Source organism: Streptomyces violascens, assembly GCF_014649955.1.
In the GTDB taxonomy this organism is placed as follows: Bacteria; Actinomycetota; Actinomycetes; order Streptomycetales; family Streptomycetaceae; genus Streptomyces; species Streptomyces violascens.
Map to the genome: position 1 here is coordinate 190,930 of NZ_BMUA01000003.1, position 15,526 is coordinate 206,455.

General features: G+C 72.5%; 14 protein-coding genes and 1 tRNA gene. 4 read left to right on the plus strand and 11 right to left on the minus strand.

Features of this window, described 5'->3' with window-relative positions:
* Positions 1–176: 176 nt before the first annotated feature.
* Positions 177–3,440 (plus strand): S41 family peptidase, encoded by a 3,264-nt coding sequence (locus IE206_RS09220; protein WP_189961561.1) that lies wholly within the window; start codon positions 177–179, stop codon positions 3,438–3,440.
* 242 nt (positions 3,441–3,682) lie between these two features.
* On the opposite strand, the gene IE206_RS09225 is transcribed toward IE206_RS09220, so the two are convergent.
* Genes IE206_RS09225 through IE206_RS09235 form a run of 3 tightly spaced genes read right to left on the minus strand, consistent with a single transcriptional unit; the run spans position 3,683 to position 7,007 of the window.
* Positions 3,683–4,579 carry an SDR family oxidoreductase gene (locus IE206_RS09225; protein WP_189961562.1) on the minus strand — a complete coding sequence of 299 codons (897 nt, stop codon included), beginning with the start codon at positions 4,577–4,579 and terminating at the stop codon, positions 3,683–3,685.
* On the minus strand, positions 4,576–5,493 hold the full coding sequence (locus IE206_RS09230; protein ID WP_189961563.1) for an alpha/beta fold hydrolase: 918 nt from the start codon (positions 5,491–5,493) through the stop codon (positions 4,576–4,578). The genes IE206_RS09225 and IE206_RS09230 overlap by 4 nt, the downstream gene beginning before the upstream one ends.
* Positions 5,490–7,007 (minus strand): flavin-containing monooxygenase, encoded by a 1,518-nt coding sequence (locus IE206_RS09235; RefSeq protein WP_189961564.1) that lies wholly within the window; start codon positions 7,005–7,007, stop codon positions 5,490–5,492. The genes IE206_RS09230 and IE206_RS09235 overlap by 4 nt, the downstream gene beginning before the upstream one ends.
* 291 nt (positions 7,008–7,298) lie before the next feature.
* Here IE206_RS09235 and IE206_RS09240 point away from each other — a divergent pair, with 291 nt between their 5' ends.
* A complete protein-coding gene (locus IE206_RS09240) occupies positions 7,299–7,919 on the plus strand; it encodes a MerR family transcriptional regulator (protein WP_189961881.1) in 621 nt (206 codons plus the stop codon).
* A 36-nt stretch (positions 7,920–7,955) separates the two neighbouring features.
* Here the strand turns inward: IE206_RS09240 and IE206_RS09245 are convergent, their stop codons facing one another.
* Positions 7,956–8,759, minus strand: a complete 804-nt coding sequence (locus tag IE206_RS09245) for an exodeoxyribonuclease III (RefSeq protein WP_189961565.1) — start codon at positions 8,757–8,759, stop codon at positions 7,956–7,958.
* A gap of 58 nt (positions 8,760–8,817) precedes the next feature.
* Here IE206_RS09245 and IE206_RS09250 point away from each other — a divergent pair, with 58 nt between their 5' ends.
* Positions 8,818–9,303: a GNAT family N-acetyltransferase gene (locus IE206_RS09250; RefSeq protein ID WP_189961566.1), complete on the plus strand. Its 486-nt coding sequence runs from the start codon at positions 8,818–8,820 to the stop codon at positions 9,301–9,303.
* Between the two features lie 125 nt (positions 9,304–9,428).
* Here the strand turns inward: IE206_RS09250 and IE206_RS09255 are convergent.
* The 7 genes from IE206_RS09255 to galU all read right to left on the minus strand — a co-directional run bounded on the left by IE206_RS09255 (position 9,429) and on the right by galU (position 14,823).
* Positions 9,429–9,502, minus strand: a tRNA-Ala gene (locus tag IE206_RS09255).
* Positions 9,503–9,577: 75 nt separating this feature from the next.
* Complete coding sequence (gene sepX / locus IE206_RS09260) at positions 9,578–10,675, minus strand: divisome protein SepX/GlpR (protein ID WP_189961567.1); 1,098 nt, start codon at positions 10,673–10,675, stop codon at positions 9,578–9,580.
* A 152-nt stretch (positions 10,676–10,827) separates the two neighbouring features.
* The gene (locus IE206_RS09265) at positions 10,828–11,472 is read right to left on the minus strand and encodes a GNAT family N-acetyltransferase (RefSeq protein ID WP_189961882.1); all 645 of its coding nucleotides are present in this window, start codon (positions 11,470–11,472) and stop codon (positions 10,828–10,830) included.
* Positions 11,469–12,059: a MogA/MoaB family molybdenum cofactor biosynthesis protein gene (locus tag IE206_RS09270; RefSeq protein ID WP_189961568.1), complete on the minus strand. Its 591-nt coding sequence runs from the start codon at positions 12,057–12,059 to the stop codon at positions 11,469–11,471. Before IE206_RS09270 ends, IE206_RS09265 begins: the two co-directional genes overlap by 4 nt.
* Positions 12,056–12,553 (minus strand): cyclic pyranopterin monophosphate synthase MoaC, encoded by a 498-nt coding sequence (gene moaC / locus IE206_RS09275; protein ID WP_053729598.1) that lies wholly within the window; start codon positions 12,551–12,553, stop codon positions 12,056–12,058. Before moaC ends, IE206_RS09270 begins: the two co-directional genes overlap by 4 nt.
* A 59-nt stretch (positions 12,554–12,612) precedes the next feature.
* The gene (gene glp / locus IE206_RS09280) at positions 12,613–13,914 is read right to left on the minus strand and encodes a molybdotransferase-like divisome protein Glp (RefSeq protein ID WP_189961569.1); all 1,302 of its coding nucleotides are present in this window, start codon (positions 13,912–13,914) and stop codon (positions 12,613–12,615) included.
* A gap of 6 nt (positions 13,915–13,920) precedes the next feature.
* Positions 13,921–14,823: a UTP--glucose-1-phosphate uridylyltransferase GalU gene (galU, locus tag IE206_RS09285; RefSeq protein WP_189961570.1), complete on the minus strand. Its 903-nt coding sequence runs from the start codon at positions 14,821–14,823 to the stop codon at positions 13,921–13,923.
* A gap of 93 nt (positions 14,824–14,916) precedes the next feature.
* On the opposite strand from galU, the gene IE206_RS09290 reads away from it, so the two are divergent.
* Positions 14,917–15,510, plus strand: a complete 594-nt coding sequence (locus tag IE206_RS09290) for a 5-formyltetrahydrofolate cyclo-ligase (RefSeq protein WP_189961571.1) — start codon at positions 14,917–14,919, stop codon at positions 15,508–15,510.
* Positions 15,511–15,526: the final 16 nt, after the last annotated feature.

The following is a 15,526-nucleotide window of genomic DNA, read 5'->3' on the forward strand; positions in this document are numbered from 1 at the left end:
GGCGCACGAACGGGACGTACGAATTGTGCGTACCGCACTTTTCGTACCGTACGAAGGTAACCCTCCCCCGAAGCGAAACGGAACCGTTTCGCTTGTGTCGTCGACCACAGGTGTCGGAACGGAATAAAGCGCTCCTACGAGTTGCCGCGGCCACCTCCCGCGGAAAGCATTGGGGGGTGAGTGACGACGCCGCGTACCTCCGCTTCCCGCATCTGCACGACGATTTGCTGTGCTTCGCCGCCGAGGACGACCTGTGGGTCGCCCCCCTCGTGCCGGCCGGGCACAGCCCGTCCCGCGCCTGGCGGGTCACCGTCGACCGCACCAAGGTCGGCCACCCCCGCTTCTCGCCCGACGGCCGCCAGATCGCGTACACGACCTGGCGCAGCCTCGACCCGGAGATCCATCTGGCGCCGGTGACCGGCGGCCCGGCCCGCCGGCTCGGGTACTGGGGGTCCTCCGACACCCGGGTGTGCGGCTGGGCGCCCGACGGCCACATCCTCGCGGTGTCCTCGCACGGCCAGCCGTTCTCGTACTTCTCCTGGGCCTACAGCGTGCCCACCGACGGCTCCCCCGGCGGAAAGCTCCCCTGGGGCCCGGTCTCCGACATCGCCGTCACCGATGTGGACGGCGAGCGCCGCACCCTGCTGCTCACCGGAAAGCCGCCGCACGAGCCGGCCGCCTGGAAGCGCTACCGCGGCGGCGCCACCGGCCGCCTGTGGCTGCACGGCAAACGGCTGCTCCCCGACATCGGCGGCCACCTCGACTCCCCGATGTTCGTCGAGGGCCGCATCGCCTTCCTCTCCGACCACGAGGGCGTCGGCAACCTGTACTCGTGCCTGCCCGACGGCAGCGACCTGACCCGGCACACCGACCACGACGCCTTCTACGCCCGGCACGCCTCCAGCGATGGCCGCCGGGTCGTCTACCAGTGTGCGGGCGACCTGTGGATCGTGGACGACCTCACCCCCGACTCGGTGCCGCGCAAGCTGGACGTACGGCTCGGCGGACCCCGCGCCGGGCGGCGCAGCTACCAGGTCCCGGCCGCCAACCACGTGGACGCGCTGTCCGTCGACACGACCGGCCGGGCCAGCGCCGTCGTGGTGCGCGGCAGCCTGTACTGGCTCACCCACCGCGACGGCCCGGCCCGCACCATCGCCGACACCCCGGGCGTACGGGTCCGGCTGCCCGAGATGCTGGGCAGCGGCGGCCAGGTCGCCTACATCACCGACGCCGACGGCGAGGACGCCGTCGAGATCGCTTTCCTGCCGCGCGCGAGCGGCGAGCGCGAGCCGCGCCGCCTCGCGGCGGGCGAGCTCGGCCGGGTGCAGGAGATGGTCTCCGACCCCGACGGCGAGCGCCTGGCGATCGCCTCGAACGACGGCCGCCTGCTGCTCATCGACGTGACGGAGGAATCCGGTGGAGGGGAGGTCACCGAGCTCATCCGCTCGGTCAACGGCCCGGTCCGCGACCTCGCCTTCTCGCCCGACGGGGCCTGGGTGACCTGGTCGCACCCGGGCATCGGCCGCTCGCTGCGCCAGATCAAGATGGCCCGCATCTCGGGGCCCGGCGTCCACGCCGTCGTGGACGTCACCAACGGCCGCTTCGAGGACGAGAACCCGGTGTTCACCAGCGACGGCCGCTATCTGGCGTTCCTGTCCTGGCGCGGCTTCGACCCGGTGTACGACGTGCACACCGGGGACCTGTCCTTCCCGCTGGGCTGCCGCCCGTACCTGGTGCCGCTGTCCTCGGCGACACCGTCCCCGTTCGCGCTGTCACCGGACGGCAGGCCGGCGGCGGGCGGCATGGACCCCCTGGACGACTCGGCCGACGGCACGGTGACGGTGGAGGTGGAGGGCCTGGAGAACCGGGTCACCCCCTTCCCGGTCTCGGCGTCGAAGTACTCGGCCCTGTACCCGGTGTCGGGGGGTGGCCTGGTGTGGCTGCGGTGGCCGATCTCGGGCGCGCTGGGCGAGACCTTCGCCAACCCGGCCGACACCTCGGGCCGCCCCACCCTGGAACACTTCAACATCTCCAAGGCCCGCAAGACCGAACTGGTCGACCACCTGGACTACTTCGCGATCAGCGGCGACGGCAGCCGGCTGGTCGTGGTCGACGAGGGCGAGCTGCGGGCCGTCCCGGCCACGGAGACGGGCGACAGCGACTCCACGGTCTACCTGGACCTGCGCCGCATCCTGCACGACGTCGACCCGGCGCTCGAATGGCGCCAGGCCTACGACGAGGCGGGCCGCATCATCCGCTCCTACTTCTGGGAGCCGCAGATGTGCGGCATCGACTGGTCGACGGTCCTGGACCAGTACCGCCCGCTGGTGGAACGGGTGGCGTCCCCGGACGAGTTCGCGGACCTGCTCCGCGAAGTCCTGGGCGAGCTGGGCACATCACACGCGTACGTGACGGCAGCCCGCCGCAACGAGGGCCCCCCGCACTACCAGCGCGCGCAAGGCCTGCTGGGCGCGAACTTGGTGTGCCGGGACGGCAATTGGCAGATCAGACGCATCCTGCCGGGCGACTCCTCCGACTCCAAGGCGCGCTCCCCGCTCGCGGGCGCGGGCATCCGCGAGGGCGCGGTCCTGACCCATGTGGACGGCCGTCCGGTCGACCCGGTCGCGGGCCCCTACCCCCTGCTGGCGGGCGCGGGCGGCACGACGGTGGAGCTGACGTTCCGGCCGGCGGAGGGCGAAGGCAGACCGCGCAGGGTGGCCGTGGTCCCGCTGGTCGACGAACGCCCCCTGCGCTACCAGGACTGGGTGGCCAAACGCCGGGAGGTCGTCAGGGAGTTGAGCGGCGGAAAGTGCGGCTATCTGCACATCCCGGACATGGGCGGCTCGGGCTGGGCCCAGTTCAACCGGGACCTGCGCCTGGAGGTGAGCCGCCCCGCGCTGATCGTGGACGTGCGGGGCAACGCGGGCGGCCACATCAGCGAACTGGTGGTGGAAAAACTGACCCGCCGGATCCTGGGCTGGGACCTGACGAGAAACGCCCAGGCGGTGTCGTACGCGTCGAACGCACCGCGGGGTCCGGTGGTGGCGCTGGCGGACGAGGCGACGTCCTCGGACGGCGACATGATCACGGCAGCGTTCCGCCTGCTCAAACTGGGCCCGGTGGTGGGCCAGCGCACCTGGGGTGGGGTGGTGGGCATGACGGGCCGCCACACCCTGGGCGACGGAACGGTCATCACGGTGCCGATGAACGCGGCGTGGTTCGACGAGTACGGATGGTCCGTGGAGAACCACGGGGTGGAACCGGACCTGGAGATCCTGCGCACGCCGCTGGACTGGGCGGAGGGGAGACATGCGGTGCTGGACGACGCGGTGCGCCTGGCGCTGGACCTCCTGACCCTGCATCCGGCGTCGGTCCCGCCAGGCTATACGACAACCCCGAACCGCCAGCGGCCCAAGTTGCCGCCGAGGGAGGTGGGTTGAGGGGGGCGCATGGGGGCCGCCCCCGCCCCCTGAAGGACATTCGGCCTGCGGACCGAGGGTGCCTGACTGCACCGAGGGCGGCTGGTCACGCAGTTCCCCGCGCCCCTAGCAGCATCGATTCTGGCCTGGACCGGGCATTTCAGCCTGTCCGGCGTTTGAGGACGAGCGCCCTTCAGGCGCGAACGGGGTCTGGGGCGGAGCCCCAGGAGTCCGGCCCAGCGCACCCACAACCCCCGGAGGGTCTAGGGAAGGGGCGGGGTGGGGGAAGACTGCCGGGACTCCTCGTCCGCCGCTCCACCCGCCCCGACCAACCCCCGCCCAACCTCGGAGAGCCGCGGCTCGAACCGCCGCATCTCCCGAGCCCCCACCGTCCCGATCACCGAAGGCAGATACCCCCGCACGGACTGCATCCCCCGCAACCACCACTGCGCATACACATGCGAGCCCCGCCGCTCGATCCCGGCGACGATACGATCCACCGCCGGCCCGAGCGGATACGTCCGGTTCGACGGCCACGGCAGCCGAGAGCGCAGCTCACGCATCACCGCGTCCTGGTCCGCCCCCCGCACCATGTCCGTATCCGTCCACGACAGATACCCGACCCCGACCCGCACCCCCTTGTAGCCCACCTCCGCCCGCAGGCTGTGCGCGAACGCCTCGACGCCCGACTTCGACGCGCAGTACGCCGTCATCATCGGCGCCGGGATGATCGCCGCGAGGGAGGCGATCTGGAGGAAGTACCCGCGCGACTCCATCAGGACGGGCAGGAAGGCGCGAGCCGTCACGGCCCCGCCGATGAGGTTGACCTCGATGACGCGGCGCCACGCGTCCGGGTCGGAGTCGACGAACGGCCCCCCGGAGGCCACCCCCGCGTTCGCGACGACGATGTCGACCTTCCCGAACCGCTCCTTGACCTCGCCCGCGACCCGCGCCATCGCCGCGTGGTCGGTGACGTCCGCGCACCAGGACTCGGCCTCGGTGTGCAGCCGTGCCGCGACCCGCTTCAGCTCGTCGGGTTCGAGGCCGACGAGCGCGACCCTGGCGCCGCGCGCGGACAGCTTGCGTGCGAGGAGTTCGCCGACGCCCCGGGCCGCGCCGGTGACGACCGCGACCTGCCCCTCAAGACTGACCCTGCTCATACGGCCTGCTCCTCGGCGTCGACGGCGGGGGCCAGATGCGTGGCCACCAGCGCGCGGATCTTCTCGGTGATGAATTCGGGCGCCTCGATGGGCGTCATGTGCCCAACGCCGGTGAGGACGTCGAGGGAGCGGCAGTCGGGCAGCCCGGCCGCGATCCGCTCCGCGTGCACGGAGGGAGTGAGCCGGTCCGCGCTGCCCACCACCACGGCGGTGGGCACCGCCAACTCCCGTACGAGCAGGCCGAGTTCGAGCCCGTCCAGCACATGCGACCAGTCCTGGCGCACCTCGCGCGGGCAGGCGTGCACGATGCGGGCGCACGCTTCGACCCGCTCGGGCGCGACCCCGGGCCCCATCGTCGCGTACCGCAGGATCTTCTTGGCGAGCGGCGTGACGGGCCCGAGCGGCGCTCCCGACCCCAGGATGCGCCGGGTGAGCCCGGTCCGCAGCCGCCCGGCCCGCATCGGCACCACCCGCGACTCGGCCACCAGACGCGAGGCGCCCGTACTGCACAGCACAACCGCCGCCGCGTGCTCGCGCAGGCCGGGCCGCCCGGCGGCCGCCATGAGGGTCATGCCGCCCATGGAGTGCCCGGCGAGCACGGCCCGTTCACCCGGCGCGAGCGTCGCGGCGAGCACCGCTTCGAGATCGTCGGCGAGCGCCTCGGTGGAGTAGCCGGAGCCGGCGGGCGTACGCCCGTGGCCGCGCTGGTCGTACGCGATGACCCGGCACTCCCCGGACAGCGCCCGGATCTGCGCCGCCCAGAACGCGGTCGAGCAGGTCCAGCCGTGCGCGAGCACGACGGCGGGCGCGTCCGCAGGCCCGTGCACCTCGACGTGCAGCGGGGTGCCGTCGGCGGAGCGGGCGGTGAGCTCGCGCTCGGCGACGGGAGGCGCGTACCCCCCGTGCCGCCTCACGCGGACACCGCCGGCGCTTCGGCGGGCTCGCGCACCGGGGCGCGTACGACCTCGTACTCCGCCAGGTCCACCTCGCGGGTCGCGCGGCGGAACTCGCTGGTGGTGCCCGGCCAGACGGTGGTGTTGCGGCCACCCGCATCGAGGTACCAGCTGGTGCAGCCGCCGGTGTTCCACACGGTCCGCTTCATGCGTTCCTGCACCCGCCGGTTCCAGGCGCCGACGGCGGAGGGCCGGGCGGCGAGCGCGACCCGGCCGCCGAGCACGTTCAGCTGCCGGAGGTAGTCCGCCATGTAGTTGAGCTGGGACTCGATCATCAAAATCATGGAGGAGTTCCCGAGGCCGGTGTTGGGCCCGATGATGGTCATCCAGTTGGGGAACCCGGCGGCGGTCGCGCCGCGCAGCGACTGCATACCGTCCTTCCAGGCGTCGGCGAGCGTGTGCCCCTCGGCGCCGACGACGCGGTCGGCGATGGGCATGTCGGTGACGTGGAACCCGGTGCCGAAGACGATCGCGTCGACCTCGGCCTCGGTGCCGTCGGCCGCGACGACGGTGGAACCGCGCACCTCGGCGAGCCCGGAGGCGACGACGTCGACATTGGGCTCGGCGAGCGCCGGATAGTACGCGCTGGACAGCAGGATCCGCTTGCAGCCGATGCGGTAGTCGGGGGTCAGCCTGGCCCGCAGAGCCGGGTCCTTGATGGACCGGGCCATGTTGGACTTGGCGATCGACTCGATGAGCCCGAGCTCGTTCGGCCGCTTGGTGAACGCGCTGACCTGCAACTCCCGTATGCCCCACAGGAGTCCGCGCCGGGCGGCCCCGGTGAACGGCAGCTGACGGTGCAGCCAGCGCTCGACTCCCGTGATCTCACGGTCCATGCGCGGCATGACCCAGGGCGGCGTCCGCTGGAAGAGCGTGAGCCGGGCGACGTCGGGCTGGATGGACGGCACGATCTGGATCGCCGAGGCGCCGGTACCGACCATGGCGACCCGCTTGCCGCGCAGGTCGTAGTCGTGGTCCCAGCGGGCGGAGTGGAACACCTTGCCGGGGAAGGAGGCGAGCCCCGGAATCTCGGGCATCTTGGGATCGGAGAGCGGCCCGGTGGCGGAGACGACGACGTCAGCGGTGAGGGTGACCCCATTCGCCACTTCGATCTCCCACCACACCTGCTCGGCGTCCCACCGCATCATGGTCACTTCGTGATCGAGCCGGATGTGGGGCCGCAGCCTGAACACGTCGGCGACATGCTCCAGATAGGCGCGGATGTGCTCCTGCCCGGAGAAGGTGCGGGGCCAGTCGGGGTTGGGCGCGAAGGAGAAGGAGTAGAGGTGCGAGGGTACGTCGCAGGCGCACCCCGGGTAGCTGTTGTCGCGCCAGGTGCCGCCGACGGAGCCGGCCCGCTCCAGGACGACGAAGTCGGTGATCCCCTCGCGCCGCAGCCGAACCGCCGCCCCGAGCCCGCCGAACCCCGACCCGATCACCGCCACCCGCACATGCTCGCGCTCGTGCTGGCCCATGCCACCGCCTCCAATTCCGCCAGTAATCACTGGCACTGTTGGGAGGGTAGAGCAGTCGCCTACCGAGCGGTAGGGGTACGGGCGGGGAAAGTTACCGCCGGTACAACTCGTCGGTGCGGGGCGCCGGCCACCGCATAGGCTGACGTGGTGGCAGAAGACCAGGCAAGCAAGGGCGGCAGGCGGCGCGAGGGCGGCGACAGCGGTACGCCGCAGCCGGGCGAAGGCGTCCGCGAGAACCCCATCCCGAAGCCTCCCGAGCCGACTTCGGCCAACGGCACCCACGAGTACCGCATGGCGGAGCTGGCCCAGAAGGCCGGCATCACCGAACGCACCCTGCGCTTCTACCGCGAGCGCGGCCTGATCCCGCCGCCGCGCCGGGAGGGCCGTATCGCCTGGTACGACGACCGCCACCTGGCCCGCCTGCGCACGATCTCCGCCCTCCTGGAGCGCGGCCACACCCTGTCCGGCATCGCGGACCTGACCTCGGCCTTCGAGTCGGGCCGGGACGCGGGCGAGGCGCTGGGCCTGGTGGAGCCGACCGAGGAGACCCCGGTGCGGCTGACCCCGGAGGCGCTGGCCGACCACTTCGCGGGCGAGGTCACCCCCGAGAACCTGGCGGCCGCGCTGGACCTGGGCTACCTGGCCGTCTCGGGCGAGGAGATCGTCCACATCAGCCGCCGCCTCCTGGACGTGTCGGCCTCCCTGGTCCGCGAGGGCGTCCCGCTGGCGGCGGTCCTGGCGGCGGGCCGCGAAGTCCGCGAACACGCCGACGCCCTGGCCGCCCTGTTCACCGACCTCCTGCACACCCACGCGTCCCCGCACGACACCGAACGCCTGCGCCCCCTGGCCAAGGCGGTGGTGGACGCGGAACTGTCCTTGGCACTGGACCGGCGGCTGTCGGCGGAGTCCTGACCGGCCCCCGGATCCCAACCCCGGGTACGCCAGCCCCTAAAGGTCGTACACCACCGTCACCGGCGCATGGTCGCTCCACCGCTCCCCGTGCGTCGCGGCCCGCTCGACGAAGGCCTTCACGGCGCGCTCGGCGAGGCCGGGGGTCGCCACCTGGTAGTCGATGCGCCAGCCCGTGTCGTTGTCGAAGGCGCGGCCGCGGTAGGACCACCACGAGTACGGGCCCTCGACGTCCGGGTGCAGGGCGCGCACCACGTCGACGTAGCCGCCGTCCGCCGCGTCGAAGACCCGCGTCATCCACTCCCGCTCCTCGGGCAGGAAGCCGGAGTTCTTCTTGTTGCCCTTCCAGTTCTTGAGGTCGGCCTCCTGGTGGGCGATGTTCCAGTCGCCGCAGATCACGACCTCGCGGCCGTCGGCGGCGGCCTTCGCCTTCAGCTCGCCGAGGTATTCGAGGAACTCCGCCATGAAGCGGATCTTCTCGTCCTGCCGCTCGGTGCCGACCTCGCCGGAGGGCAGGTACAGCGAGGCGACGGTCACGCCGGGCAGGTCCGCCTCGATGTAGCGCCCGCTGCCGTCGAACTCCGCGCTCCCGAACCCGATCCGCACCCGGTCCGGCTCGCGCCGGGTGAGCAGGGACACACCGGCACGGCCCTTGGCGGCGGCCGGGGCGTGCACGGCGAACCAGCCCTCGGGCGCGCCGGCCTCGGCGGGCAGCTGGTGGGGCTCGGCCCGCACTTCCTGCAGGCAGATGACGTCGGCCCCGGTCCCCCCGAGCCACTCCACGAAGCCCTTCTTGGCGGCGGCCCGCAGCCCGTTTACATTCACAGAGGTAACAGTGAGCATCCCGGCACCCTACCGACCCGGCACCGCCCACCCTCCGCATAGAAGTACGCTATAACGCATGAATATCCACCAGCTCGGCTACGACCACCCCGACGCCGTGAAGCTCAACGACCAGGTCCAGCTCGAATACGCCGAGCGGTACGGGGACGAGGGCGACATCACACCCCTGGACGCCGCGATGTTCCTGCCCCCGCGCGGCCTGTACCTGATCGCGTACGACGCCGAGGGGCGCCCGGTGGCCACCGGCGGCTGGCGCAGCCAGGACGCCAACGAGGAGAACTACCGCGACGGCGACGCCGAGCTGAAGCGCATGTACGTCATTCCCGAGGCCCGGGGCCTGGGCCTCGCCCGCCGCATACTCGCCGCCCTGGAGGCCGACGCCCGCGCGGCCGGCCGCACCCGCATGGTCCTGGAGACCGGCATCAAGCAGCCCGAGGCGATCACCCTGTACGCGTCGACGGGCTACGAACCCTGCGAGAAGTTCGGCCACTACCGCACGTACGACACGAGCCGCTGCTTCGCGAAGCCGCTCACGGATTCCTGACCCCGATCCCGGCCCCGGCCCGGCGGTTCCGTTCGGCCGCCCCCTCGCCCGCCCCGCTCAATCGCCCCCGGAAACGACGAGATCCCGCCCGATCGTGATGATCGGACGGGATCTCGCTGTTGTTGTGGACCTGAGGGGATTCGAACCCCTGACCCCCTCGATGCGAACGAGGTGCGCTACCGGACTGCGCCACAGGCCCTTGCAACGAGTGAAACCTTAGCACCCGGATGGGAGTGCTCGGAAATCCGGTCCTCGCTGGTCAGCGAGAGCGGGGTCATTCGTTGGCGGCGCGGGGGCGGTCCTCGTCCGCGTACTGGTCGAACAGCGGGGTGCGGCGGCGACTTGGGCCGGTGCGCTGCCTCGGGGGCGGGTCGGCTGCGGGCGGGGCCGGGGTGGGGTCGGCGGTCGAGGAGCGGGCCGAGGACCACGTGTCGGGGGCGCCCAGGTCGATGCCGCTGGTGGCACGCGGGGCGACCGGCGCGGTGACGTACGTGGGCAGCGGGACCGGCACCGGCTCCCAGCTGGCGCCGCGTTCGGGGCCGCGCTCGCGCTGCTGGTCGACCCACTCCTGGTGGTCGGTCTGCTCGACCAGGGCGCGCCGGCCGGCCTCCTGCGGGGAGAGGGCCGGGGCGGGCGCGGGCTCGGGCACGGGGGCCGGGTGGTGGGACTCCGCTTCGTCGTCGGCCTCGGCGCCCGGCGCCGTGGCCCGGGCGCGCGGCCGGCTCTCGCGCAGCCGCTGGGCCGCGGCCTCGGCGCGGCGCCGGTCCATGGTGAAGGCGAAGCGCCGCCGCTCCTGGGTCCGCAAGTGCACGATGTACGCGCTCAGCAGGGCGGCCGGGGCGGCCGGCGCCCACAGGAATCCGAGCCCGCCCACGCCCGCGACGACCGCGCCCAGCGTGAAGGCGAGGAAGAGGACGACGGTGGTACGCCGGCGCCGGGCGAGCACCGCGCTGCGCTGGGCGCGCCGGGCCCGCTCCGCCGAGGCGAGGTTCGCGGGGCGCTCACGCCGCGGCGCCGGGGGTTTTGGCCGCTCGCGCCGCTCCGGCCGTGCGGGGTGGGCCGCACGGGCCGGGGGCACGGCGGATTCCCGGGCGCCGGTGGACTCTCCCGGCGTGGCGAGGGGTTCCGTCGGGGCGTCCGGAGGGGTCGCGGGGTCCGCCTCGGGCACTGCCTCCTCGGTGGCCCGCTGGCTCAGCTCCTTGGCGTACCGGCGCTCCATGGCCGACCGTCCGGACAGCAGCCGGATGGCGGTGCTGAAGCGTTCCGTCGGACGGGCCTCATTGAGTTCGTCCTGCCTGCGGAGCCACATCGGCACCAAGTAGGCGGCCCAGGCCCCGACGATGACTGCGTAAATGAGGCCGCTGCTGCTCACACACCACACCGTAGAGGGACGGGCGCGCGGGGATACGCCAATTGAGCCGGTGTGTCGCACGATCTGGCTGATATCACCGGCTTTTTTTGTGATTTCTCGGATCGATCGACAGGAGAGAGGGATCGGATCGCGATCAAATTCGAACGTTTATTTCATTTCCCGGTGTTCCCCGTGTTCCCGTGATGGGACTGGCGGGCCCGCCGCCACCGGGCGAGGAGCCCGTCGGGGACTTCCTCCGCGGTGAGCGCGTACACCAGGTGATCGCGCCATGCGCCGTCGATGTGGAGATAGCGCGGGCGCAGCCCTTCCTCTCGGAAACCGAGCTTTTCCACCACCCGGCGGCTCGGCGCGTTCTCGGGCCGGATGCACACCTCCATGCGGTGCAGCCCGACCGTGCGGAAGCAGTGGTCGGTGGCGAGGGCGACGGCCGTCGGCATCACGCCCCGGCCCGCCACCTCGCGGTCCACCCAGTACCCGACGTGGCCCGAGCACATCGAGCCCCAGGTGATCCCGGCGACCGTCAGCTGGCCCACCAGGCGGCCCTGGTACTCGATGACGAACGGCAGCATGCGGCCCGCGTTGGCCTCGGCGCGCAGATGGCGGACCATCTGGCGGTACGTGGGACGCTGGGCGAAGGGCGCGCCGGCCGCGGGCGGCGGGATCGTCGCCTCCCAGGGCCGCAGCCAGTCGCGGTTGCGCCGGTTGACCTCGCGCCAGGCCCGCTGGTCGCGCAGCTTTATGGGGCGGAGGACCACATCGCCCTCCGCGAGCTCGACCGGCCAGGAAGGAACGTTCAGCTCGGGCTCCCCGCGGGTCTCGGGTGGTCGCCGCCGCGGATCTGGTCCACGGCGTGCCGCAGGATCCGCTCCAGGACGGCGAGCCCGTCGCGTACGCCGCCGGTCGAGCCCGGCAGGTTGACGATCAGGGTGCGGCCGCCGGCCACTCCGGCCAGACCCCGCGAGAGGGCGGCGGTGGGGACCTTGGCCAGGCCCTCGGCGCGGATGGCCTCGGGGATGCCGGGCACGTCGTAGTCGATGACCTTGCGGGTGGCGTCGGGGGTGCGGTCGGTGGGCGAGACGCCGGTGCCGCCGGTCGTGACGATCACGTCGTACCCGGCGGCCGCGCCCGCGCGCAGCGCCTGCTCGACCGGGTCGCCGTCGGGCACGACCAGCGGGCCGTCCACCGCGAAGCCGATCGCGGCCAGGCCCTCGGCGAGCAGCGGCCCGCCCGTGTCCGCGTACACCCCGGCGGCCGCCCGGTTGGAGGCGGTGACGACGAGGGCCGCGTACGGAGACAACAGCGCCTCGCCGAGCTCTTCGCCGCCCTCGGGGAAGGGCACGGCGGCCTGTGGGCCGGGCCGCACGGCGGGCTGAGGGGGCGTCATGCTCCGGCCGCCTCGGGCCGGTTCCAGTCGCCGGACTTGCCGCCGGTCTTCTCCTCGACCCGGATGTCGGTGATCACGGCGGCCTTGTCGACCGCCTTGACCATGTCGACGACGGTGAGGGCGGCCACCGAGACGGCGGTCAGCGCCTCCATCTCGACGCCGGTGCGGTCGGTGGTCTTCACCGTCGCGAGGATCTCCACCGCGTCGTCGGCCACCGACAGGTCGAGCTTCACGCCCGAGACCGCGAGGGGGTGGCACAGCGGGATGAGGTCGGGGGTGCGCTTGGCGCCCATGATCCCGGCGATGCGGGCGGTGGCCAAGGCGTCGCCCTTGGGGACGCCCTCGCCGCGCAGGAGCTCCACGACACGCGGCGAGACGAGCACGCGGCCGCTCGCGCGGGCGGTGCGTGCGGTGACGTCCTTCTCGGAGACGTCGACCATGCGGGCCGCACCCGCCTCGTCGATGTGCGTGAGCCTGCCTTGCGTCGTACTCATTCGGTGGCGCTCCCGGTACGGCTTCTGTGGGCAGACACCGTACCCCCACCGACCGGCACTCAGCCGAGCAGGACCACTTCCACCTCGCTGTCGGGCTCCGCCGACGTGGTGTCCTCGGGCAGCACGATCAGGCAGTCGGCCTGCGCGAGCGCCGCGATCAGATGCGATCCGGAGCCGCCGACCGGGCGGACGGTGCCCGCCTCGGCGTCGTAGGTGCCGCGCAGGAACTGGCGCCGGTCCGCGGGCGAGGACAGCGCCTTGTCCGTCTTCAGGACGGCGCGCGCGGTGGGCCGGTGGACGTCGTCGAGGCCCATCAGGGTGCGGATCGCGGGGCGCACGAACAGCTCGAAGGAGACGTACGACGAAACCGGGTTGCCGGGCAGGGCGAGCAGCGGGGTGTGGTCGGGGCCGATGGAGCCGAAGCCCTGGGGCTTGCCGGGCTGCATCTTCAGCTTGCGGAAGTCGATGCCGCTGCCGGGCTCGTCCTCGTCTCCCACGGAGGACAGCGCCTCCTTGACGACGTCGTACGCGCCGACGCTGACCCCGCCGGTGGTGACCAGGAGGTCGGCGCGGATCAGCTGGTCCTCGATGGTGTCGCGCAGCACGGCCGCGTCGTCGGTGACCGCGCCGACCCGGTAGGAGATGGCGCCCGCGTCCCGGGCGGCGGCCGCGAGCGCGAAGCTGTTGGAGTCGTAGATCTGACCCTGGCCCAACTCCTCGCCGGGCTGGACCAGTTCGCTTCCGGTGGAGAGCACGACCACGCGCGGGCGCGGGCGTACGGTGACCGTGCCGCGGCCGATGGCGGCGAGCAGGCCGATCTGGGGCGGGCCGAGCACGGTGCCCGCCGTCAGCGCGAGGTCGCCCACCTGGACGTCGCTGCCTCGCGCGCGGACGTGGGCGCGGGCCTCGGCCGACCGGTGCACCCGCACCTCGCCGCTCGCCCCTTCGGGGGCGTCCCCCGCCGGGCGCATGGTGGTGGCGGCTCCCCGGCCGGCCCCGCCGTCGGTCCACTCGACGGGGACGACGGCCTCGGCGCCGGGCGGCAGCGGGGCACCGGTCATGATCCGGGCGGCCTGGCCGGGGCCCACGGTGGGCAGTTCACCGCTGCCCGCCGCGACGTCGCCGATGACGGTGAGCACCGCGGGGAACTCCTCGCTGGCGCCCGCGACATCGGCGACCCGCACCGCGTACCCGTCCATCGAGCTGTTGTCGAAGGGCGGCAGGGCGACGGACACCATGACGTCCTCGACCAGAACGCAGCCCTGGGCGTCGGGCAGTTGCAGCTCGATCGGTTCGAGCGGCCTGACCGCGGCGAGGATGTCGTCCAGGTGCTCGTCCACCGACCAGATCGTGTTGCTCACGGGTGCCTACATCTCCTCGGTGACGTACCGGCGAAGCCAGGCCTTGAAGTCCGGGCCCAGGTCTTCACGTTCGCACGCCAGTCTGACAATGGCTCGGAGATAGTCTCCGCGATCGCCGGTGTCATAGCGGCGGCCCTTGAAGACGACGCCGTGCACGGGGCCGCCGATCGACTCGTCGGCGGCCATCTGCTGGAGGGCGTCGGTGAGCTGGATCTCGCCGCCGCGGCCCGGCTCGGTGGTACGCAGCACGCCGAAGACGGCCGGGTCCAGGACGTAGCGGCCGATCACGGCGAGGTTGGAGGGCGCCTCGCCCGCCTCGGGCTTCTCGACGAGCCCGGTGACCCGCACGACGTCACTCTCGGCGGTGGTTTCGACGGCCGCGCAGCCGTAGAGGTGGATCTGCTCGGGATCGACCTCCATGAGCGCGATCACGCTGCCGCCCTCGTGCTCCTGGATCTCCACCATCCGCGAGAGCAGCTGGTCGCGGGCGTCGATCAGGTCGTCGCCGAGGAGCACCGCGAAGGGCTGGCTGCCCACGTGCGGGGCCGCGCACAGCACCGCGTGGCCAAGACCGCGCGGGTCCCCCTGGCGTACGTAGTGCATGGTCGCCAGGTCGCTGGACTCCTGCACCCTGGCGAGCCGGTCCGCGTCGCCCTTGCGGGTCAGCGCCGACTCCAGCTCGTAGTTCCGGTCGAAGTGGTCCTCCAGAGGACGCTTGTTGCGGCCGGTCACCATCAGGATGTCGGAGAGGCCCGCCGCCACCGCCTCCTCCACCACGTACTGAATGGCCGGCTTGTCCACCACCGGCAGCATTTCCTTCGGGGTGGCCTTGGTGGCCGGAAGGAACCGGGTACCGAGCCCGGCCGCGGGGATGACAGCCTTGGTGATCCGTGGGGGCGACTGAGTCATGCGGGGCACCCTATCCGCTGCGTATGTGCGGAAGATGATCCGTCGGTGAATTCGCTCTCTTACCCGCGCATTTGAGGGGATTGCAGAAGCACCGTGAGTGATCACACGTCCGAAAAGGCCCTCTTGCGGCGCACCCTTCTCGACGCCAGGAAGCAGCTGAGCGACGACGAACTGCGCACCGCCTCCCTGGCGCTCGCCGACCGGGCCCTGGCCCTGCCCGAACTCGCGGCGGCGGGCACGGTGGCCGCGTACATCTCGGTGGGCCGCGAACCGGGCACCCGCGCCCTCGTCCACGCGCTGTACGCCCGCGGTGTACGGGTGCTGCTTCCGGTGCTGCTCGCGGACAACGACCTGGACTGGGCGCCCTACGCCGGCCCCGAGCACCTCGTGCCGGCCGGGCGCGGGCTGCTCGAACCGGACGGCGAACGGCTCGGCCCGGACGCCGTGACAGGCGCGGACGCCGTGCTGCTGCCCGGCCTCGCGGTGGACGCGCGCGGGATGCGGCTCGGCCGGGGCGGCGGCTCCTACGACCGGGTTCTGGCCCGCATCGAGGCGTCCGGCCACGCGCCCGCCCTGGTGGTGCTCCTCTACGCGAACGAGGTGGTCGCGCGGGTCCCGGAGGAACCGCACGACCACCCCGTGCAGGCTGTCGTCACCCCCCGCGGGGTGACGCGCTTCAGCGCCTGAAGGCCCGTCTTGCGAG

Bases quoted from the DNA above. Each gene is read 5' to 3' on its own strand.
- IE206_RS09225 (WP_189961562.1), bottom strand. From the start codon at position 4,579: ATGAGCAGGGTCAGTCTTGAGGGGCAGGTCGCGGTCGTCACCGGCGCG.
- IE206_RS09235 (WP_189961564.1), bottom strand. From the start codon at position 7,007: ATGGGCCAGCACGAGCGCGAGCATGTGCGGGTGGCGGTGATCGGGTCG.
- IE206_RS09240 (WP_189961881.1), top strand. From the start codon at position 7,299: ATGGCGGAGCTGGCCCAGAAGGCCGGCATCACCGAACGCACCCTGCGC.
- IE206_RS09245 (WP_189961565.1), bottom strand. From the start codon at position 8,759: ATGCTCACTGTTACCTCTGTGAATGTAAACGGGCTGCGGGCCGCCGCC.
- IE206_RS09250 (WP_189961566.1), top strand. From the start codon at position 8,818: ATGAATATCCACCAGCTCGGCTACGACCACCCCGACGCCGTGAAGCTC.
- IE206_RS09270 (WP_189961568.1), bottom strand. From the start codon at position 12,059: ATGACGCCCCCTCAGCCCGCCGTGCGGCCCGGCCCACAGGCCGCCGTG.
- moaC (WP_053729598.1), bottom strand. From the start codon at position 12,553: ATGAGTACGACGCAAGGCAGGCTCACGCACATCGACGAGGCGGGTGCG.
- galU (WP_189961570.1), bottom strand. From the start codon at position 14,823: ATGACTCAGTCGCCCCCACGGATCACCAAGGCTGTCATCCCCGCGGCC.